This window comes from Mesorhizobium sp. M6A.T.Cr.TU.017.01.1.1 (assembly GCF_004023115.1).
Lineage (GTDB): Bacteria > Pseudomonadota > Alphaproteobacteria > Rhizobiales > Rhizobiaceae > Mesorhizobium > Mesorhizobium mediterraneum.
Genome location: NZ_RZTA01000015.1, coordinates 63371 through 83380, shown reverse-complemented (window position 1 = coordinate 83380; position 20010 = coordinate 63371). Strand labels below are relative to the sequence as shown.

The following is a 20010-nucleotide window of genomic DNA, read 5'->3' as shown; positions in this document are numbered from 1 at the left end:
TCGCTGCCCTGACCTTGAATGCGAACCGTGCTTACTCGGCGGCGATTGCCATACTTTCGCTTTCTACTTTGACCGGCGCCCGCAACGCTGCGGAAAGCCAGCCCTTGCCGTCCAGTTCCTTCTCGGCCTGCAAGAAGCTTCGGGTTTCGGGGCGCGTTCCACCGTCGGCCCAGGACTTGCAAAAATGTTTGAGGATGCCTTCTCGCAAAAGGGAACGTCGGCTGGCAGGCCCGTGGCCCGGGACTGGGTGGCTGCCTTGGCCGAACTTGAAGCGAACCTCAAGCAGTGCTCCGCCAATTCCAGCCACTGGTCACTTGGCTCATCGCCGTGCCCTTGGTGCAAAATGGAAGGCGCCACTGGCGTCCCGCTGTTCTCAACCGTTGTTCCCGCCAGCGGGGCGACGCTTTTCGATATCGCCGGATTCCAGCGCAGGTGGACGCCATCCCGCATCCCGGGCCGGTGCCGACCGTCCCCGAGAAGAATGTGACACCAGATCCCAACGCCTTGAAGCTCAAGGGGCACGCGCGCCGCACCAACTTCCGGGCAGGAGTAGCGGCCGCAGTAGTCGGCGTCGCTGGCTTGATGATGGCGCAGATCTGGGTGCTGGGCATTGCCTTGGGGGTTTTTCTGGGGTTGAGAGGTTTCTTGAACAGGGACAGTGAGGCTGCGGAATACCGGCGCATCGCCGGCGAGGCCGCCACCCAGTGGAAAAACGCGCAAACCACGTGGATGCAGAGAGCCGGGCCGGATGCCTTCGACAGGCAAAAAACGGTGCTCGCCGGGCTCAGGCGCGAATGGGACATCTTACCTTCCAAACGGGTAGCCAGGATCTCGGAGCTCGAGCGCAACCGCCGTCAGGCGCAACTGCACCGGTTCCTGGACAACTTTGAAATCTCATCGGCAAAGATCGAGAGCATCGGACCGGGAAAGAAACAGGTCCTGGAGTCGTATGGCGTCGAAACAGCGCTCGATGTCGAGAGGAACAAGCTCTACAGCGTGTCCGGATTCGAACCCAAAACCGCGCAGAAGTTGTTAAATTGGCGAAGGTCCGTCGAAGCCCGCTTTGTCTTCGATCCCTCACGCGCGATCGATCCACGCGATATCGCGCAGATTGACCAGGATATTCTCGGCGACCGCAAGCGGCTGCAGGGCGCCTTGGTTCTCGGTCTTGAGCAACTCAAGCAGACAAGAGCCCAGATTCTTGCCGCCCGTGAACACAGTCGCCCGGAAATGGAGCGATTGCGGTTGGCATTGGATCAGTCGTCGGCAAACGTTGCCGCGAGTTCAGGTCGAGACGGCTAACGCTGGATCGCCAATCAGGCTCGGTGGGTTTTGGCATACCTTCATCACCCGGGTTGCGCGTCAGTGTGAAATACCCATTTCACCTTGTTGGAGGCCTCGACGATTTTGGCCGGTCGGAGCGCTGACTCGAAGGAGAGGTGAACGGCGGCTTTGCGCCTCATTCCAGCCGCTCGAATTGCCCAAGCCATTTCCTGAAAGCTGCCGATCCAGGGGATCCGTCTGGATGTCGATGGCAAGGGTGGTGGACGTACGGCTTCGCCACCAAGCAGGCCGCAACGGATTTCAGGATGTTACGGGTTAGGCGGTGACCCTTGGGCCACTCATGCAGCCATGTCTCATGCTGTCTCGAATCACGTTGTTGACGGTGCAAGCATCGCCGTCAAATCGCTCAGTCCGAGCGTGGCGGGCGCGCAACACTCAATCAGGTATAGCAGTCGCTAGGGCTATATGCATTTAGTGACACGGCCACCCGATCTTTGCGGTCGCAAGTCTTTACCAAGTGTCGTTTCTCGGCAAGGCTGATCATTGAGGCACTCACGCCGCGAGGATTGAAGAATGCTTAACCAGGCAGAAACACTCTACCCATCTCTGACCCCTCTTGCGGTCCAGGTCCGCTGGAAGGTTCCAACCGAATTTCCGGCGTGCCCGGACGAATTCACCGACGACGCCCTTCTTCTTTATGAATCGCGCCTCTCTTTCGGAAGTATCTTCGCGCGCAACCAGCTCTCCACGAGCCTCGTCGTCGACCGGAATCTCAAGGACGATGACCTGATCGTACTCACTCATTTTGCCGGCGACGCCATAAAGAATTGGGCAGTGGCCCACATTTCAATCCATGATGGCCTTTTCCATCACCGAAGCGAATTCACCTTCTTCAGTCTCAAGGGCGCTCTGAAGCACTTCTGCGAACTAGCTGGAGAGGACCTTGGCGACTCGATCGATGACTATTGCTGATGACGTATCAGCTGATGTCGATGCAGAAATGTTGCTGCATATTGACGATTCCGGTTGAGCGTGGGTGTCGAGTGTGAGCGATGACCTTGTGACGTCGGTCAGGTTCGAAGTCATGGTGCCAAACGGTATCAATAAGGATGATGCCGGAGGGGCCAAGATGGAACATGAGAACCTGCTAGTCGTCGGTGCCGACTTCTCGAAAATGCGCACGCGCTGACTACGACGTGGTGATCTGCAGACCTGAGGTGCGTTTGAGTTCCATATAGACCTAAACTCGCTATAAGATACGCATCATGCGTTGGAGTTGCACCTATATGCAGTTCAAGTCTCGGAATGTTCGTTCGCTGGCCGAGTGCGTCGTTGGCGATGCTGCCCACTTCCCGTACCGTTCAAGCAAATACATCACCGAATTCTTCGAAGACTGCGATCTGCCGTTCGTTCACGATGGCTCCACCCGCTGGGCGTGGGCCACGGACCGCCTGACAGAACTCCTGTCTGAACCATCGCCCCAGCCCCACGCGCTTCCTCCCCGTTTCGTCCATGTGTTCCGCATACTCATGGATAGGTCGGAAGCTGTCGACGATGACCTCGACCGATCAAAGGCATTAGAAATCCTCAACATCCCTCTGAAGAAAGAAGGCTACGAGGCGTACTTCGACGATGGGGGCACGCTCCAGTTCCGGCACATTGCAACGAAAAAGGTGTCAGAGGCTTCGAACCCTCACAGGCCCCTGGCGCCTGAGGAGGTCAGGCGGCGGGAGCAGCTCGCGACCTATCTCGACGCGTGCACCGAAGACGAACTAATCGAGGACGTTCTCTTGCCCATGTTCCGTCAACTTGGCTTCCACCGCATCACCGCGGCGGGCCACTCGGACAAGCAGCTCGAATACGGCAAGGACATCTGGATGCGGCACACGCTCCCCACCATGCATGTCATCTACTTTGGCATCCAGGCAAAGAAGGGGAAGATCGATTCATCGGGCATGACTAAGACCGGCAACGCGAACGTCGCCGAAATTCACAATCAGGTCGTCATGATGCTCGGCCACGAGATCTTTGATCCAGAGTTAAATCGTCGCGTGCTCGTAGATCACGCGTTCATCGTTGCCGGCGGCGAGATCACGAAGCAGGCTCGTAACTGGCTCGGCGGCAAGTTAGATCAAAGTAAGCGTGCCCAGGTCCTGTTCATGGACCGCGAGGATATCCTGAATCTCTTTGTCGTGACCAATATCCCACTCCCTGCGGCAGCCGTTCGAGGGCAGGCAACTCGGGAATCCAACGACATTCCCTTTTAGGGCGCCGAGCCGATCATATCAGGAGGGTAGTGATCCGGGCTGTGCGCAACGTCGTGGCGGATGACTCCTTTCTACCCAGTGGTCCGCAAAGCCGCCTGTCAGCTTGCGGGCCCAACGCGGTCATTTCGGAACATGCAAGCAGACTAAATAGCGATTGGAACTCAATAACCACGCGGCACAGCGTTCATGGTTTGTGCCTCGATGTTGCAACCAAGTTCGAATGTCGCGCCGCCAGCAAAGTAGAAATGTCGCAAAGGGGCAATTCGCAGGGCAGGTCGCAGCAATTTGAAGCGCGACAGTGACGCGCTTCTTGGCGCCGACGTGAGTATCCGATCGGGCGTAAGCTGGTCGGGGTTGCGCAGCCCGATCGGGTGCGGCTCAGCCAAGCTCCTCGGCTTTAGCTTTGAGAGCTGCCGCTACGGACGAGCTTCGTTGGCCGAGGTCGACCGCGGCGGGACCCTGTATTCGCTCAGCATCGTGACGACGTCGGCGATACGATTCCTGTCACTCTCCGTCAGCCGCAGATCGAGGTCGACGGATGCGCGCCCGACTTCCGGGACGGGGGCGTCAGCGGGCGCTTGCTCTCGCCGGGCGGAACCAGGCGGCCTGCCGGGCTTGCGACCACTTCTCACATAGCCGTTGCTCTCAGCGCCGTCAGGGATGCCGAACATATGGTCGGTCTGACCGGTGCGGCGTGGCCCGCGCTTGCTGCGTTGCAAGTCGCGGCCAACCTGCATCTCGGCAACCATCTCCAGAACGGCGTCCAGCCGCTTGTTCTCGACGATTGCCGAACGATGGACAGAGCGCAGCTCATCGAAGGCTTTGTAGGACAGGGCAACGCCCTCATGAATGATCTCGAGACGGCCATCGGGATAGTCGCAGACGACCACCTTCTTGCGGGCGAGCTTCTTCGCGGTGTCGGTCGGGTGGAGAATGAACATCACCTTGTCATAGCGCAGCGTCAGGGCGTCGGTCAGCGTACGGACCTCCTTGCGGCACAGGGCGCCGTCCAGGTTGTCATGAGCGGCGAGGGGACGGTGCATGTCCTTCGGGTTGCGGGGTTCCTTGGCAAAGCGCACGTTGAAGTCCGCCATGAACGCAGTCGCAAAGACATTGGCCGCCTCGATCGTGCTGATGCCGCGCAGGCGCAGCTCCTTCACAAGCCGGTCCTGCAGCGTCTGGTTGGCGCGCTCGACGCGGCCCTTCGCATGTGGGGAGTTGGCGCAAATGATGTCGATGTTGAGCTCGTAGAGCGCCCGGCCGAATTGCGTCAGGCCGCTGCCGCGATCCAACTTGGAACCATGCGTCGTCCGGAAGATGCCGTGCTTGTCACTGTAGAATGCCAGCGGCTTGCCCCATGCCTGGAGATAGGCCTTCGCTGCATGAAAGTAGTCGAACGTGTTCTCCGAGCCGGCAAAGCGCAAATGTAACAGCCGGCCGGTCGCGTCGTCGATGAAGACGAGCAGGGCGCATTTGGGCCCGCGCTCCTCGAACCACCAGTGATGCGAGCCGTCGATCTGCACCATCTCGCCAAGACAGTCGCGCCGGCCGCGCGGCTGATGCAGCCTCCGCTTGCGCTCCCGCCGCAACGTCCAGATGCCCGCCTCCGTCATCCATTTGCGCAAGGTCTCCTTGCTTACCGCAAGCTGGTGCCGCTCAAGCAGCTTCTCGCGCGCCAGCGTTGGACCGAAGTCGATGTAATGTTCACGGATAAGCTCCAGCGCAAAGTCGCGAACGCCATCAAGAATGCGGTTGTTGGAGGGACGGCCACGCGCCTTGTGGCGAAGGGCCGGCGCGCCTTCAGACAGAAACGTCTTCATCAGCCGCTGGACTTGCCTGGCCGAGACGCCAAGCAAACCCGCAGCTGTGGCACTGGTCATCCTTCGCTCGTTAACCCTCGAGAGAACCTCGATCCGCTGCAGCTCGCGTTCGCTCATCAGAACCAGTCCCAACCTGCAATCTCCTGTGCGCTCGAAGGCGAGGAGATTGGCAAGGCAAATGCAGGGGCGACATTCCTACTTTGCCAGATCCGGACATTTTAACTTAGCTGCTACATCAGAAAGTCGCATAAATGGCAGTGTGGAACTCAACGCGTTGTAAGGATGGCATAGAGAAGCAGTAGCCCCTTCTCTAGTCTCGCTACGGGAAAAATTCTGGAAAATGGGTCTGCTTGGCTGGACGCAGAACGTTGTGGTTATTCAGCCGGCATTTCTGAAGCTTCTCGAACACAAACAGCTTGCCGTCGCGCACACTGTCTTCGAGCGGCTTCGCCTTCGCCAGATGCGCCGCAATCGCGCTGGCCAGCATGCAACCTGTTCCGCGCATTGATGCGGCAATGCGCGGTGTGTCGAAGCGGGTTGGTGGTTGATCGAAACGCAACAGAATATCGGTCGATTGAGGTCCCGACGCATGCCCACCTTTGATCAGCAGGGCTTGAGCGCCGGCGGCCAGCAGTCTTTTTCCTTGTTGGAGCGCTCCGTCCTCATCCGATGCCAGTTCGGAACCAATAAGGAGCGCCAGTTCAGGGAGGTTGGGCGTGACAATGCAGCAAAGCGGCATCAGATCGCGCTTCATGGCAGCGATAGCGCCTGCTTCCAGAAGTGCGCGGCCTGAGGTGGAGGCCAGCAAAGGGTCGAGTACTGCGGGGACATGCGGAAATTTGCGCAGCACTGCGGCAACGGCAACAATGATCTTGGCAGTCGCCAGCATGCCGATCTTGATTGTGGCCACGTCGTTGGCCTGCAGCGCGGCGCACATCTGATTGGCCACCAGGCTAGGCGGCGAATGATGGATTTCGATCACGGCGTCGTGCGTTTGCACCGTTAGCGCTGTGACGGCGAGACAGGTGCGCACGCCAATGGCAGAGATCGTCTCGATGTCGCGTGCTATTCCAGCACCCCCGCTGGAATCTGATCCGCCAACGACAAGCACATGCGGTTCTCGTCTCATCGCCATCGGTCCGTCTTTTTGATCCATTCTCGCGTGCGCGCTTCGGGGTCGGAGCTCAACGTGATATCGGTGACCACTGCCGCGCTGTTGGCTCCGGCCTCAAAGACGCCGTCGAGGCGGTCGGGGTTGAGGCCGCCGATGGCGACCAATGGGATCGGCGTCACTCGCCGGTTCCACTCGCTGATCCGCTCTAGCCCTTGTGGCGCCCACTTCATCTTCTTCAAGACGGTGGGATAGATCGGACCGAGCGCGACATAGTCGGGCTCAGCAAACATGGCCGTTTCCAGCTCGACATGATCATGCGTGCTCAACCCGAGCCTGACACCGGCTGACCGTATCCTCGAGAGGTCGGCGGTTTGCAGATCCTCCTGGCCGAGATGCACGAAATCGCAGCCCTCCTCGATTGCCAGACGCCAATGATCGTTGACGATGAGCTGGCTTTTGTATTGGACACACAAGGCCTTCGACTTGCGGATCTCCGCGCGCAGCCCGGTTTCGTCCATGGTCTTGATGCGAAGCTGCACCAGCTTGACGCCGAGCGGCACCAGCCGCTCGATCCAGGCTGCACTATCGACGATCAGATAGAAGGGATCGAGCTTCATGAAAAAACCGCCCTGCCGATCGTCGGCGTTGACGGCATCGCGACCTCGCGCGGTTCGAGCATTCCCGAGCAAAAGGCTTCGCGGCCGGCTTCGACCGCCTTGCCGAAAGCACGCGCCATGCCGACCGGATCGGCCGCCTTGGCGACCGCCGTGTTCAGGAGCACGGCGTCAAAGCCGAGTTCCATGACGGTCGCCGCGTGCGACGGCCGTCCGAGCCCTGCATCCACAATCAGCGGGACGCCTGGGAATTGTGCGCGCATCGAGCGCAGCGCCGGAATGTTGACCGGTCCCAGGGCGGAACCGATCGGTGCGCACCACGGCATCAGGACCTTGCAGCCCGCTTCCAGCAGCCGCTCGGCGACGACAAGATCGTCGGTGGTATAGGGAAATACCGAAAAGCCGTCCTCGGACAGGATGCGGGCGGCTTCGACCAGGCCGAACACGTCAGGCTGCAGTGTGTCGTGGTTGCCGATCACTTCGAGCTTGATCCAGCTCGTCCCGAACACTTCGCGCGCCATTTTCGCTGTGGTGACCGCTTCCTTGACGGAGTGGCAGCCTGCCGTGTTGGGAAGGACCCTCGTGCCAAGCGAGCGGATCAGCGACCAGAATTCTTCGCCGGCCCTGCCGCCCGCCATCTCGCGGCGCAACGAGACAGTCACCACCGACGTGCCCGATGCGCTAACCGCATCGGCAAGGATGGCCGGCGAAGGATATTGAGCCGTGCCGAGAAGCAGCCGCGAGGAAAGCGCCGTTCCAAGAAGATCGAACATGCTAGCCTCCCTGCATGGGTGAGAGGATTTCGATCCGGTCGCCGTCGCTCAACTGGAACTCCGCCCGGTTGGCTTTGTGCACCAGGTCGCTGTTGACGGCCGTCGCCAGCCAATCGCCCTCATAGTCGAGCGCGGCAAGCAGTTCGGCCAGCGTGGTGGCGGCCACCTCATGCGCTTCGCCGTTGACCATCAATTTCATGAGCAAGCTCCTTGGTTCCGTCTTGATTGAAAACCAGGTCGGCAGCCTGGCGCGCCATGGCTGGGGCGAGGAGAAAGCCGTGACGATAGAGCCCGTTGATGGCTATGATCTCGCCGTTCGTTTCTACGCGCGGCAGGTTGTCGGGAAAGGCTGGACGGACGCCGACACCGGTTTCAACGATCTCGGCCTCGCCAAAGGCCGGATGGAGGGCGTAGGCGGCACCCAGCAGCTCCATCATCGATCGCGCCGTGACCGGTCCGACGGACTGGCTTTCAATCATCGTCGCGCCGATCATGAAACGGTGGTCGGTGCGTGGCACCACGTAGAGCGGAAAGCGCGGATGAAGCAGCCTGACTGGGCGCGACAGCGAGACATCAGGCGTATTCAGGATCAGCATCTCGCCGCGAACGCCGCGCAGTCGGCCATCGCCCGCGGCCATTCCCGTGCATTCGATCTGGCGATCGAAACCGGCACCAGCCGAAGCGTCGGCGCCGAAGTGGAACTCGACGCCCATCGCCGCCAGCCCATCATGAAGTGCTGCCATCGCCTGACGCGGGTCGAGATGGGCTTCGTCGGGGAAGAGCAGTCCGCGGCGGAAGCGGCCGGCGAGGTCGGGCTCGAGCAACACGATTTCATCCTCATCGACACGCCGATGACCCGAGGTGCGGCTGGCGAACCGGTCGAGTTCGCCCGCATCGCGCGGTGCGGCCACGAGCAGCGTGCCGGCCCGTGTGACCTGGCCTGGCGTCGCCGCATCCCACCAGTCGGCGGCATCGCGTCCGAGATCGAGCACCGGCTGCTCGGCGCTTTCGCACTCGCACCACGGCGCCAGCATGCCGCCGGCGAACCACGATGCATTGCCGCCGATGCCGTGCCGGATCTCGGCGACTGTGACCGTCGCGCCTCGGATGGCGAGTTCGAAGGCCGCGGCAAGGCCGGCAACGCCGGCCCCTTTGACCAGCACCCTCATGACGGTTCCGGCGCCTCTGGCATGAGCGGTACGCCGGCCTCGTCCGCTGGCATGTAGAGATCGCCACCTTCGCGATATTTTGCCGCCATGGCCGCCATGCCCTCTTTCTGGGCCTCGGCACGGATGTCGTGGGAGATGCGCATGGAGCAGAATTTCGGCCCGCACATCGAGCAGAAATGCGCCACTTTGTGCGCTTCCTTGGGCAAGGTCTGGTCGTGGAAGGAGCGTGCTGTTTCGGGGTCGAGCGACAGGTTGAACTGGTCCTCCCAGCGGAACTCGAAGCGCGCGCGGGAAAGGGCATTGTCCCTGACTTTCGCCGCCGGATGCCCCTTCGCCAGATCGGCCGCATGGGCGGCTATCTTGTAGGTGATGACGCCTACCTTGACGTCGTTGCGGTCGGGAAGGCCGAGATGCTCCTTCGGCGTGACGTAGCAAAGCATTGCGGTGCCGAACCAGCCTATCATGGCGGCGCCGATCCCTGAGGTGATGTGGTCATAGCCAGGCGCGATATCGGTCGTCAGCGGTCCAAGCGTATAGAACGGCGCCTCTCCGCAGACGGCGAGCTGCTTGTCCATGTTCTCCTTGATCTTGTGCATCGGCACGTGGCCCGGGCCTTCGATCATCACCTGGCAGTCCTTCGCCCAGGCGACCTGCGTCAGCTCGCCGAGCGTTTCCAATTCGGCGAATTGCGCTGCGTCATTGGCGTCGGCGATCGAGCCTGGACGAAGCCCGTCGCCGAGTGAAAAGGACACATCATAGGCGCGGCAGATGTCGCAGATTTCCGCGAAATGCTCGTAGAGGAAGCTCTCCCGGTGATGGTGCAGGCACCATTTGGCCATGATCGATCCGCCGCGCGAGACGATGCCCGTGACCCGGTCTACGGTCAGCGGGATGTAGTGCAGCCGCACGCCGGCGTGGATGGTGAAATAGTCGACACCCTGTTCGGCCTGCTCGATCAGCGTGTCGCGGTAGACCTCCCAAGTCAGGTCCTCGGCAATGCCGTTGACCTTTTCGAGAGCCTGGTAGAGCGGCACCGTGCCGATCGGCACCGGCGAATTGCGCACGATCCATTCGCGGATGTTGCGGATATTGCGGCCGGTCGACAGGTCCATCACCGTGTCGGCGCCCCAGCGGATCGCCCAGACCATTTTTTCGACCTCTTCGGCCATTGACGATGTGACAGCGGAGTTACCGATGTTGGCGTTGATCTTGACCAGGAAATTTCGCCCGATGATCATCGGTTCGCTCTCTGGATGATTGATGTTGGCGGGAATGATCGCCCGCCCGCGCGCCACCTCGTCGCGCACGAATTCCGGCGTGACGAAGTCCGGGATCGCCGCGCCGAAGCTCTCACCGTCGCGCTCAAGCTTGCCGCGCACGATCTCGCGTCCAAGGTTCTCGCGGATAGCCACGGACTCCATTTCAGGCGTAATGATGCCGGCGCGCGCATAGGCAAGCTGAGTCACCGCCTTGCCGGCCTTGGCCCTGAGAGGCCGGTTGCGAATGGGGAATTCCGGCGTCAGGCGCTCGCCCGTGACGAATCCATTGTCTTCCGGCCGGACATGGCGGCCGTCATAGGCCTCGACATCGCCGCGAGCCGTGATCCATTCGTGGCGAAGCCGGGCAAGGCCCCTTTCCATGCTGGTTTCGACAGTCGGGTCCGTATAGGGGCCGGACGGATCGTAGACGGTGACGGGTGGCTCGCCGGCAGTCGGATGAACAGAGATTTCGCGCATCGGCACCCTGATCTGGGGGTGGAGGAGGCCGGGCTTGTGGATTTTCCGCGAGGCGGGCAGTGGTCCCGTCGACACGGCGGGGGTGAGGGCATTCATCGTGAGGCTCCTTTGCTCATGCATTGGAGACCCAGTTCTGTGCCGGAAGGATGAAAAGACGCTTCTGTCGACCTGCCGAAACAGGACCTCGGGCATAAACTCCCGCAAAGCGCTTGCACCGTCCCTACGCCAGTATGAACTGGATCAGGTTCAACGGGTCACTGCGCCGCGAAAGCAAGCAGTATCTCAGCCCCTTGCCGGGACTCCCCTGGTGAATGCGTCAGGTTGGACGGGCCGACGCTATCTTGTCAAGCGCATTCGGGCGCCTTCGGCCGGTGGCGATGACCGGCGGCCTGTCAAAACCGGGCGGAGAGCTCGCGCATGCATCGGGGACAAGTCACGCCCCGGAGACCAGGGCTGGAATGGCCAAAGCCTCTTTCGCTTCGTGAAGGATGGAGAAACTGTATCGGCCATGTGCGTCGAGATCCACCGAGTAGCTCAGGCGGTCACGGATGTGGTTATCCTGGTCCAAGGTGACGATTCGCGGCTTCAGCGAGGTGATTTGCACCTCGTCCAGGTAAATGGAGTTGCAGATAATGATCTGGTCGTCGGGCTGGCAGGTGCGGGCGGCCGCTCGATTCAGGATGCAGCATCGGCGGCGTTCCCGATACCAATGATATCTTGCGGGCAACTTATGCAATCACCGGCTTCGTAAAACCCGACGGCGGCGGCCGTGTCCTGGCGCTGAGGATGTGCCGCTGTTCCAGCAGAGAAATCGCATGGGCCGCGGAGTTTTCGCTCTGCGTGGACGAGTTGACGCAATCGTTTAGCTTGCTTGCAGTTCGTACGACCGCCTTTGAAAGCAACTAAGCTATTGCATTGATATGTTGGTGCGGCGATCGATCGCTACATATCCGGCCGCCATTATCCGAGTATTGATCCGCCTGCTGTTGGCGTTGCCGTACATGGCAATCCCTGCGGGGTCGTCGGCGGCCGGATCGGCCGTGCCCTCCAGTCTGAATTCCCCTGCCGAAAACTTCCCTGGCTTGGCTATGCATGCGGTAGATGAGATCGCCGCCTACCGCGACCTGGTCGAGGAAGGCATCGACGCGAAGAATATCGCCGCCCAGTTCGGACAGTCTGGTTATCGCCATGCGTCAGCGGCTCAGACTTGCGGTCTCGAGAGCGGCCTTGCGGGTCACCTCCCTTATGATTCAGATGTTGGAAGACGGCTTCTCGTTACCCAATAGAAATGGCGACTACGGAACGCGATCGCGGCCATCAGGAAACACCTGTCTTCGGCTCAACCTCGACATGGCGTCCGATCGACCGCAGATATACAGCTATCTCGTCCATGAGATGATCGCGTTCGCCGTAGATTTCAGCAATCCTACGCAGCTGTGGCTCGACGGCCCTCCGTTGCGCCGGCGTCAAATCAGCATCGCCAAAGACGTATCCCAAGTTGCCAATCGCGCAAATGTTGCAGCCGGCGTCCGCAACTGCTTGCACGAATGCGGGAATGTCTTTTTCTTGCATGGTCTTCATGTCGAATCTCTCGTGAATGGCGAGCTCGCGCCCCCATGCTGCCTTTTCAGCGTGTCCTCTGGGCGGCGCAAGCCTTGAGCGTGATTGTGCCCGGGCAACCTCGACTATCCCGTCTGCCAACGCTCTTTAGAGTCGGTGGGGTCTGGTGATCGCAGGCTGGGCCACTCAAAAGCTTGCAAGAAGAAAGTCATGGCGACCATTGCTCAAGATCGCAAGGGTGCGTGCAAGACCTTCCGTTGGCAGTCATGCACGCCCACTCAGAGAGAGTCCGGCCGCGGAAATTCTCCCTTATTCGTAAGAGACACGGCGGATTGCCTTCCGACGGCACCCTTGCTGCAACGTGCGACCTAACGAGACATATCTCGTTCGCGTTCCCTCGACCTGTCTTCGTATTGCTGCTTGCCCTGCGATTTCAGGCCCTCTGCTAGCTCCTCGGCCGCTCTTTGGCCTGCAATGTCACTATTCAAGATCATGTCCGGCATCCCTGGATGGTCATAACCGTAACGCGCATGCAGCTTCCCTCAAGCGCAGCGCGTATCCGTCGATTAGTTTCGTCGTCCGGAACCCGAAGCCCTTATCCGGCCTGGTGTATCCATCATTCAACCGGTATACCGTTCCAAACTTTGGCGGACCATTTACCTCAGGCATGATCATCTCGCGTGACATTGTTTTTTGGCGGCGCCATCATCGCACGTGGCATTTTCTAAAAATCAAGACGTGTTAATTTGTAAAATCAGGGATGTGGCCGCGCCCGCTGCGAGGATTTGCAGGTAGCTCTTCAGCTCCAACACGATGTGTGAGGCGGCGGTGGAAAAAGGCAACCGACTTTTAATTGGCGGTACTTACTTCGGAAGCGCTGCAATCGATCCTGAGGATACTATTGATCGCGAGCGCCCAATGCGTCCGCCGTTGGATCCAGGTGACCTCGCCGCTCGCTCCGCGTTCGGCGCCCGTCGCAGAAAGGTAATCGCGCAATTGCTGCACATGCGCCTCGCGGACGTAGGCGTGGGATTCACGTCCGATTTCCAATTGATCGCGGCGTCGACCCGTCCTTTGATGATCGCGAAGGCATCGGCCCGTCCGGCGATATGCTTCGTCGCGAGCTCAGATTGCGATCTCGGGCACAAGGCGAGATCACAGTTCTGCGATCTGTGGTAACGCGAGCCCGCGAAGCGCCGCCGCGGCCTCTCTTTGGAATCTGGCCGAGAATCGTCGTCGTCTGAGATCAGTTGATCGAGCAGTTCGCGCGCGCGGGACGCGCTTGCGTCCAGTCTCTCCCGCGAGCTCGCCCGTGAGAAGCTCCTCCATCAGCTTCTGAAGGATGACGCCCCGACGCGCTCCGGCACCGACCACCTCCGGATGCTCAACGTGGCTCTCTGAGGTCACGACCCCATCGAGAGGGTCGCCCAGCCGATCAGCGTCGTGCCAACTGGGCCGGCGCCAGACGACCGGTGGGGCACTTTCCTCAATGCACCGCTGTTCGGCGGCAAACATGTCGGAAGACTGCTCGTTCGGCCGGGAGGCCAGCGGCTGCGTTTCCCGACGCGCAAAGGACGAAGCTCCAGCTCGGGAATTTCATACTGACGCAGATCGATAGAGCTGAACCAGGAGTCTTTTGACGCCTGAGGGTGTGGGGGACAATCAGAATATCTCGCACCCGTATGCAGGCCACATACCAGGTACGCTCACGCTGATTGGCATCTCGCCGGTTCACCGCCATTGCCTCAAGATGGCGGCCCCGCGACACGCTGTGTGGGGTTTGTCAGGTCCGCGCCACAGGCTTGGTAAGCCGATGTGTTGTTTGCCGTCGGCTAAAGAGCTGAACAGCAAGCATAAACTTCTGTCGCCGGCTCGATCCGTCAGATTGGAACGAGATTTGCACCCTTGAGGGTGAGACGACGGCAGCAGCCGACCGGCTCTCCTGTCGCGGACCCCGCGATCGACATAACCAAGGAAGGAGCCCAGCATAGCACAGGCACCGCCAGCCGAGAACTCCCCGATGGCCGGCGCGAGCCATGGGTCGGTGGTAGATCGGCTGGTCGGCATCGACCTCGCTCGGGGCCTGGCTGTCTTCGGGATGTGTGCCGCCCATCTCGGTCCCGACCCCGGCGAAGGAGGACTAGTCGGGTTTCTGATGGAACTAACCCATGGGCGGTCGTCCGCCCTGTTTGCCGTATTGGCTGTTTTTTCGATTCTCCTGATTACCGGTCGCAAGGCGCCGAAGTCGGGGGTTGCAGGTAGACAGGCCATTGCCAGAGTCGCAATTCGTGCCCTTGTTTTGGTCGCGCCCGGATGCGGCCCGACGCTTGGGCGGTGCCATGAAAGATGAAATGGCCGCCTCCGGTCTCGTTGACGAATTGGAGGCTATGGTGGCAAATAGACGCGTTGTCTGATCGCCGCTTTGATACTGGCGGTCCGATCCTGCTCAGACATTTAGATCCTTCAAGTTCACCTTCGGCCGCGTCGGCATCTTGCCGACTGGCTTTACGCATCCACGTCATTCCGCCGATGCTTCTGCACCGGGCCAAGTCGACATTTATCCCCACTTGGTGCCTCTTACAGACCATCGTGTTTCAGCATCAGTCGGTTCCTATTTTGCCGAGACTCAGGACCGATTGATACTGTGCCGTTAGTGAACGCTACCCGGGATCTCGACTGGCTAAAGGCTCGTTGTTCGCAGCTCATCCTGGCCAAGACGTTGTTAGCTGGCCATTTCAACACCATCGAAGTGGCTGACCAGGTGAATGCAATGCTCGACCGCTTCCTAGCAGTCGGCCTCCGACGCCGCGCCACTACGCGTAAGTAAAATATGTGCGCAGGACGCTGCATACACGTTAGTGGTGGGTTTGGTCGGGTTACGACCGTCGATCAGCTGACCAGCTGTTTGATCGGGAGCTGGATCATCTGCCGCCGGAGGCGCGGTGGCGCGAATGGATGCAGCGCGTCGAGGCGACGATCTTTGCAGCCAGCGAGCCCGTTGGCCGTGCGACGCTGGCGCGGATCGTCGGCAAGAACTGCAGCATCGATCTGCTAATCGACGATATCCGCGAAGAGTTGCGCGGCCGGCCCCTATGATTTGGTCTCCGTCGCCGGCGGCTGGAAACACCTGACCCGCCCGGCCTATGCCGACGCCATCCGCAGTGCATTTGGCAAGGCCGTCGGAGACAGCGTGCGTGGTGTAGACCTGACCCAGTCGGACGTGCTGGTGTTGATGTGCATCGCCTATTTCCAACCGATCACCCGTGGAGAGCTATCGCCATTCTTCGGCAAGGAGATCAGCCGCGACCTGGTCGGCCATCTGCGTGGTGCGAAGCTCATCGCCTCCGGTCCACGCAGCCCGACCCCAGGCGCGCCCTACACCGACGTGACGACAAAAGAGTTCCTGGTGGAGTTCGGGCTCGACACGCTGCGCGACCTGCCGGATTTCGAGGCGCTCGAGGATGCTGGACTTCTGTCGAAGGGGAAGCTGCTGGAGGGCGCCATAGTGCCCGGCTTTTCCTCCCATCACTACAACGCCGACGTCGAGATCGAGGATTAGCTGCTCGCTGCCGCGCAGCAGCCGACCGCCGGCGCGTGATGCTGTTCAAATCTCCGCCGAACGTCGGGATCTTCGGTACGCATAAAGAGAAGCGGGTCTAATCAAACAATGAAGCGACACCCTTCGGTAGCAAGCGCCTCAAGTTGCGAGCTTGGCGTCCTTGGAAAACGGTAGGCGAAGGAGACGTGTACGTCAGTCAGTTATTACTGTGCTCAGGTGCTCTCTGGCTTGGCGCGAAGTCACTTCTTTGGTCTCATCTGCGGTCGAGCTGCCTCTGCGGCGTCACTTTGGATCTGCGATTAAAGTCTCAAGCTCCACGATATCTGCAGTGAATTTATGAGAGACGGACCGCGATGGGTACCGGCAGCTTGATTGTCGTAACTGTGGGTTTTAGCCGATCGTTAAAGATTCCACCCCTTTGCCATGTGGGTAACAGCGCCGTTTTTCCCATTGACGTCAAAACATCAGAACAAAGTACCTTAGCTCTACAGATTTAATAGAATATCGTTTGATCTGGTTTGGTGCGGCCTAACGCGCATGCAAAGTGTGGGAGATTGATGACTTGGCACGATTATCGGTTCTCGGAATATCGGGCGGCGTAAGCAACCCGTCCCGCACCACGGCGGTGGTCAATGCGCTGGTCAAGGCGGTCGCGTTGCGCGTGCCTGCAGACACCGGTCTGATCGAGATCACGGAGGCGGCACCCTCACTTTTCGCCGGACTATCCCGCGGCGCACTTGGCGCATCTGGAGAAGCGATTATCCAGCGTGTCGAGAAGGCCGATTTGCTCGTGGTCGGAACGCCTGTCTATAGGGCTTCCTACACTGGCGCCCTCAAGCACCTGTTCGACCTGGTCGATTATCGCGCGTTGACGGGCAAGACCGTGCTTCTCGCCGCGACCGGCGGGAGCCCATACCATGGCCTGGTCCTCGAACATCAGCTCCGGCCATTGTTCGGCTTTTTTGGCGCTGTCACCGTCCCTACGGGCGTCTACGGCGCGCCCGACGATTTCGTCGATGGCGAAATCGTCGGCGCAGCCATCATCGAGCGCATTGCAAGGGCTGCCACCGACGCGGTCTCCTTGCTCAACTCCAGTCACGCAAATGCTGCCGTCGCCACCCGCGTCGGCTGAGCCAATCAACAGGGGAAACGACGACATGAGTTCGCATTCCGACGCCATCAAATTCGCCTACTGGGTCCCGAATGTTTCCGGCGGCCTGGTGATCTCCAACATTGAGCAGCGGACAGGTTGGGATATCGACTACAACCGCAAGCTCGCCCAGATTGCCGAGGCCAACGGGTTCGACTATGCGCTGAGCCAGATCCGTTTCACGGCCGGCTATGGGGCCGACAACCAGCACGAATCAGTCTCGTTCAGCCATGCCTTGCTTGCCGCGACCACAACGCTGAAGGTTATCGCAGCGATCCTGCCCGGCCCGTGGAACCCTGCGCTGGCGGCCAAGCAGATCGCTACCATCAACCACCTGACCAATGGCCGCGTCTCCGTCAATGTCGTCAGCGGCTGGTTCCGAGGCGAGTTCGCCGCGATTGGCGAACTCTGGCTCGATCATGACGAGCGCTATCGCCGGTCGGAGGAATTTATCCGAGCGTTGCGCGGCATCTGGACGGAAGACAGTTTCACGCTGAAGGGCGATTTCTACCGCTTCACCAACTATTCCATGAAGCCGAAGCCGATCGAGCCCTTGCCCGAGATATTCCAAGGCGGCTCGTCGCGAGCCGCTCGCGACATGGCGTCTCGTGTCTCCGATTGGTATTTCACCAACGGCAATACCCCGGAGGAGATCCGGAAGCAGGTCGACGACATCCGCACCAAGGCGAAAGCCAACGGCCACAAGGTTAGGATCGGCGTCAACGCTTTCGCCATCGCCCGCGAGAGCGAGCAGGAAGCGCGCGCCGTGCTCGACGAGATCATCGCCAAGGCGAATCCGGAGGCGGTGCAGGGCTTTGCCGATCAGGTCAAGAATGCCGGCAAGGCCTCGCCGGAAGGCGAAGGCAATTGGGCGAAATCCTCCTTCGAGGATCTCGTGCAATACAATGACGGCTTCCGCAGCAATCTCATCGGCACGCCTGAACAGATCGCCGAACGCATCCTGAAGCTCAAGGATGCCGGCGCCGACCTGATCCTGCTCGGCTTCCTGCATTTCCAGGAAGAGGTCGAGTTCTTCGGCAAGCGCGTCATCCCATTGGTGCGCGAACTGGAAGCAGCTCGCGACAGGGAGCTTGTCGCCGCGGAATAGGTCAGGCGCGGCCTTCGGGCCGCCGCCAGCTCTCCTTCAAAAACAGGGACGTTTCATGATTGGTGCTTCGCTGGGAGCCGCCGCATACGAGCGCGCGCCCGAAATTTCCCGCATTCTTGCTGGTGTTGGCCCCGTGGAGGACACGCGCCGGGCGCGCCTGTCGGCAAAGGCTGATGCGATCCTGACGCTGAATGGGATCGGTATTTCCTTTGGCGGCGTCACGGCATTGAGCGATGTCGACCTTGAGGTCAAGAGCGGCGAGATCCGCGCGGTGATCGGCCCCAACGGCGCCGGCAAATCCTCGCTGATCAACATCATCAGCGGCCTCTACCACGCCGACCACGGCACGATCACGATCGACGGACAGCCATTTGCCCGGGTGCCGGCGAACCATCTGGCGCGACTGGGCGTTGCACGAACCTTCCAAAACCTGGCGCTGTTCGGCGGGCTTTCGGTGCGTGACAACATCGCGTCCGGCCGCGTCCACACCAGGCACGCCAGTTTTGTCGAACACATTGCAGGCCTGCCACGCGCCCGGCGCGAGGATGCCATGATCGCCGAAAAGACCGATCAGATAGTCGCCTTCCTGCATCTCGAAAGCGTCGCCGACCGCCTCGTCGCCACCTTGCCTTACGGCCTGCAGAAGCGGGTCGAGCTGGCGCGCGCGCTGGTCGCCGAGCCGAAGCTGCTGCTGCTCGACGAGCCGATGGCCGGCATGACGGCGACCGAGAAGGCCGAGATGGCCGGCTTCGTGCGCGCCGCGCGCGACCGGCACGGCGTCACCATCATCCTGATCGAGCACGACATCGGCGTTGTCATGGGCCTCTCCGACCGCGTCGCCGTGCTCGACTACGGCCGCAAGATCGCCGACGGCACGCCGGCCCAGGTGCGCGCCGATCCTGCGGTGATCCAGGCCTATCTCGGCACCGCCGAGGGCGAAGACAGCGAGGGCATCTGATGAGCTACTATGATTTCCTCTTCGTCATCGAGGTGCTGGTCGGAGGCCTGCTGTCGGGCGTCATGTACTCGCTCGTCGCCATCGGATTCGTGCTGATCTACAAGACCTCGGGCGTGCTGAACTTCGCGCAAGGCTCGATGGTGCTGTTTGCAGCACTCACTTTCGTCAGCCTGGTCGAACGCCGCGTCCCTTTCGCGCTTTCGCTGCTCATCACCTTCGCGGTCATGGTCGCGCTCGGCTTCACCATCGAGCGGACCGTGCTCAGGCCGCTGGTCAACCGCTCGCCGATGACGCTGTTCATGGCGACGCTGGGCCTCTCCTACATCATCGAAGGTGCCGCCCAGCTTATCTGGGGCACGCAGGTGCACGGGCTCGACCTCGGCATCGACGACACCCCCTTCGAGGTCGGCGGCGTACTGATCTCGTCCTTCGACCTGCTGGCGGCGGCGATCGCCGCCGCCATGGTCGCAGGCCTCAGCGCCTTCTTCTATTGGACGCGGATCGGCCTTGCGTTTCGCGCCGTCGCCGACGATCAGTTCGCGGCCCTCGCCGTCGGGCTGCGGCTGCCTCGCATCTGGGGCACCGTGTGGACGGCGGCCGGCTTCGTCGCGCTGGTCGCCGGGCTGTTGTGGGGCGCGCGTCTCGGCGTCCAGTTCTCGCTGTCGCTGATCGTGCTGAAGGCGCTGCCGGTGCTGGTGCTTGGCGGCTTCGATTCCATCCTCGGCGCCATCGTTGGCGGCCTCATCATCGGCGCCAGCGAGAAGCTGGCCGAGGTCTATCTCGGCCCGTTCGTCGGCGGCGGCATCGAGGGCTGGTTCGCCTATGCGCTGGCGCTGGTGGTGCTTTTGGTGCGCCCCTCCGGCCTGTTTGGCCAGAAAACCGTCGAAAGGGTCTGAAC

At 60.8% G+C, this 20010-nt stretch carries 18 protein-coding genes, 3 pseudogenes and 1 riboswitch; of the genes and pseudogenes, 11 read left to right on the top strand and 10 right to left on the bottom strand.

The window, feature by feature from the left end; genetic code table 11:
- Positions 1–31: 31 nt before the first annotated feature.
- Positions 32–307: a hypothetical protein gene (locus EOB36_RS07495; protein WP_128284584.1), complete on the bottom strand. Its 276-nt coding sequence runs from the start codon at positions 305–307 to the stop codon at positions 32–34.
- A 125-nt stretch (positions 308–432) separates the two neighbouring features.
- Here EOB36_RS07495 and EOB36_RS07490 point away from each other — a divergent pair, with 125 nt between their 5' ends.
- From EOB36_RS07490 to EOB36_RS07480, 4 genes are all read left to right on the top strand, one after another.
- Positions 433–1302, top strand: a complete 870-nt coding sequence (locus EOB36_RS07490; RefSeq protein ID WP_095486986.1) for a hypothetical protein — start codon at positions 433–435, stop codon at positions 1300–1302.
- Between the two features lie 555 nt (positions 1303–1857).
- Positions 1858–2256 (top strand): hypothetical protein, encoded by a 399-nt coding sequence (locus EOB36_RS07485; RefSeq protein WP_091600482.1) that lies wholly within the window; start codon positions 1858–1860, stop codon positions 2254–2256.
- Positions 2257–2329: 73 nt separating this feature from the next.
- Positions 2330–2473, top strand: coding sequence for a hypothetical protein (locus EOB36_RS34310; protein ID WP_158302637.1), 144 nt, complete (start codon positions 2330–2332; stop codon positions 2471–2473).
- Between the two features lie 97 nt (positions 2474–2570).
- Complete coding sequence (locus EOB36_RS07480; RefSeq protein ID WP_095487029.1) at positions 2571–3551, top strand: hypothetical protein; 981 nt, start codon at positions 2571–2573, stop codon at positions 3549–3551.
- A 611-nt stretch (positions 3552–4162) separates the two neighbouring features.
- On the opposite strand, the pseudogene EOB36_RS07475 reads toward EOB36_RS07480, so the two are convergent.
- The 8 genes and pseudogenes from EOB36_RS07475 to EOB36_RS07440 all read right to left on the bottom strand — a co-directional run.
- Positions 4163–5488, bottom strand: a pseudogene (locus EOB36_RS07475) (ISNCY family transposase); the annotation flags it as partial.
- A gap of 202 nt (positions 5489–5690) precedes the next feature.
- Entirely contained in the window at positions 5691–6506 is an 816-nt protein-coding gene (locus EOB36_RS07470; protein WP_095486987.1) for a hydroxymethylpyrimidine/phosphomethylpyrimidine kinase, read from the bottom strand.
- A complete protein-coding gene (locus tag EOB36_RS07465) occupies positions 6497–7102 on the bottom strand; it encodes a thiamine phosphate synthase (protein ID WP_095486989.1) in 606 nt (201 codons plus the stop codon). Before EOB36_RS07465 ends, EOB36_RS07470 begins: the two co-directional genes overlap by 10 nt.
- Positions 7099–7872 (bottom strand): thiazole synthase, encoded by a 774-nt coding sequence (locus EOB36_RS07460; protein ID WP_095486991.1) that lies wholly within the window; start codon positions 7870–7872, stop codon positions 7099–7101. Before EOB36_RS07460 ends, EOB36_RS07465 begins: the two co-directional genes overlap by 4 nt.
- Before the next feature lies 1 nt (position 7873).
- The gene (gene thiS / locus EOB36_RS07455) at positions 7874–8071 is read right to left on the bottom strand and encodes a sulfur carrier protein ThiS (RefSeq protein WP_095486993.1); all 198 of its coding nucleotides are present in this window, start codon (positions 8069–8071) and stop codon (positions 7874–7876) included.
- A complete protein-coding gene (gene thiO, locus EOB36_RS07450) occupies positions 8040–9041 on the bottom strand; it encodes a glycine oxidase ThiO (RefSeq protein ID WP_095486995.1) in 1002 nt (333 codons plus the stop codon). The genes thiS and thiO overlap by 32 nt, the downstream gene beginning before the upstream one ends.
- Positions 9038–10873 (bottom strand): phosphomethylpyrimidine synthase ThiC, encoded by a 1836-nt coding sequence (gene thiC / locus EOB36_RS07445; protein ID WP_095486997.1) that lies wholly within the window; start codon positions 10871–10873, stop codon positions 9038–9040. Before thiC ends, thiO begins: the two co-directional genes overlap by 4 nt.
- 103 nt (positions 10874–10976) lie before the next feature.
- A riboswitch (TPP riboswitch) is annotated at positions 10977–11093 on the bottom strand.
- 117 nt (positions 11094–11210) lie between these two features.
- Positions 11211–11468: pseudogene (locus tag EOB36_RS07440) on the bottom strand (aspartate 1-decarboxylase); the annotation flags it as partial.
- 235 nt (positions 11469–11703) lie between these two features.
- Here EOB36_RS07440 and EOB36_RS07435 point away from each other — a divergent pair.
- Positions 11704–12063 (top strand): hypothetical protein, encoded by a 360-nt coding sequence (locus EOB36_RS07435; protein WP_128284583.1) that lies wholly within the window; start codon positions 11704–11706, stop codon positions 12061–12063.
- A gap of 31 nt (positions 12064–12094) precedes the next feature.
- Here EOB36_RS07435 and EOB36_RS07430 read toward each other — a convergent pair whose 3' ends face one another.
- Entirely contained in the window at positions 12095–12358 is a 264-nt protein-coding gene (locus EOB36_RS07430; RefSeq protein WP_095487001.1) for a hypothetical protein, read from the bottom strand.
- Between the two features lie 807 nt (positions 12359–13165).
- Here EOB36_RS07430 and EOB36_RS07425 point away from each other — a divergent pair.
- The 6 genes and pseudogenes from EOB36_RS07425 to EOB36_RS07390 all read left to right on the top strand — a co-directional run bounded on the left by EOB36_RS07425 (position 13166) and on the right by EOB36_RS07390 (position 20008).
- Positions 13166–13516 (top strand): hypothetical protein, encoded by a 351-nt coding sequence (locus EOB36_RS07425; RefSeq protein WP_128284582.1) that lies wholly within the window; start codon positions 13166–13168, stop codon positions 13514–13516.
- A gap of 1776 nt (positions 13517–15292) precedes the next feature.
- Positions 15293–15896 (top strand): annotated as a pseudogene (locus EOB36_RS07410) (SMC-Scp complex subunit ScpB).
- A gap of 562 nt (positions 15897–16458) precedes the next feature.
- Entirely contained in the window at positions 16459–17028 is a 570-nt protein-coding gene (gene msuE / locus EOB36_RS07405; protein ID WP_095487005.1) for an FMN reductase, read from the top strand.
- Positions 17029–17053: 25 nt separating this feature from the next.
- Positions 17054–18154, top strand: a complete 1101-nt coding sequence (sfnG, locus tag EOB36_RS07400) for a dimethylsulfone monooxygenase SfnG (protein WP_095487007.1) — start codon at positions 17054–17056, stop codon at positions 18152–18154.
- Positions 18155–18209: 55 nt separating this feature from the next.
- Positions 18210–19112: an ABC transporter ATP-binding protein gene (locus EOB36_RS07395; RefSeq protein ID WP_095487009.1), complete on the top strand. Its 903-nt coding sequence runs from the start codon at positions 18210–18212 to the stop codon at positions 19110–19112.
- The gene (locus tag EOB36_RS07390) at positions 19112–20008 is read left to right on the top strand and encodes a branched-chain amino acid ABC transporter permease (RefSeq protein WP_095487011.1); all 897 of its coding nucleotides are present in this window, start codon (positions 19112–19114) and stop codon (positions 20006–20008) included. The genes EOB36_RS07395 and EOB36_RS07390 overlap by 1 nt, the downstream gene beginning before the upstream one ends.
- Positions 20009–20010 lie beyond the last annotated feature (2 nt).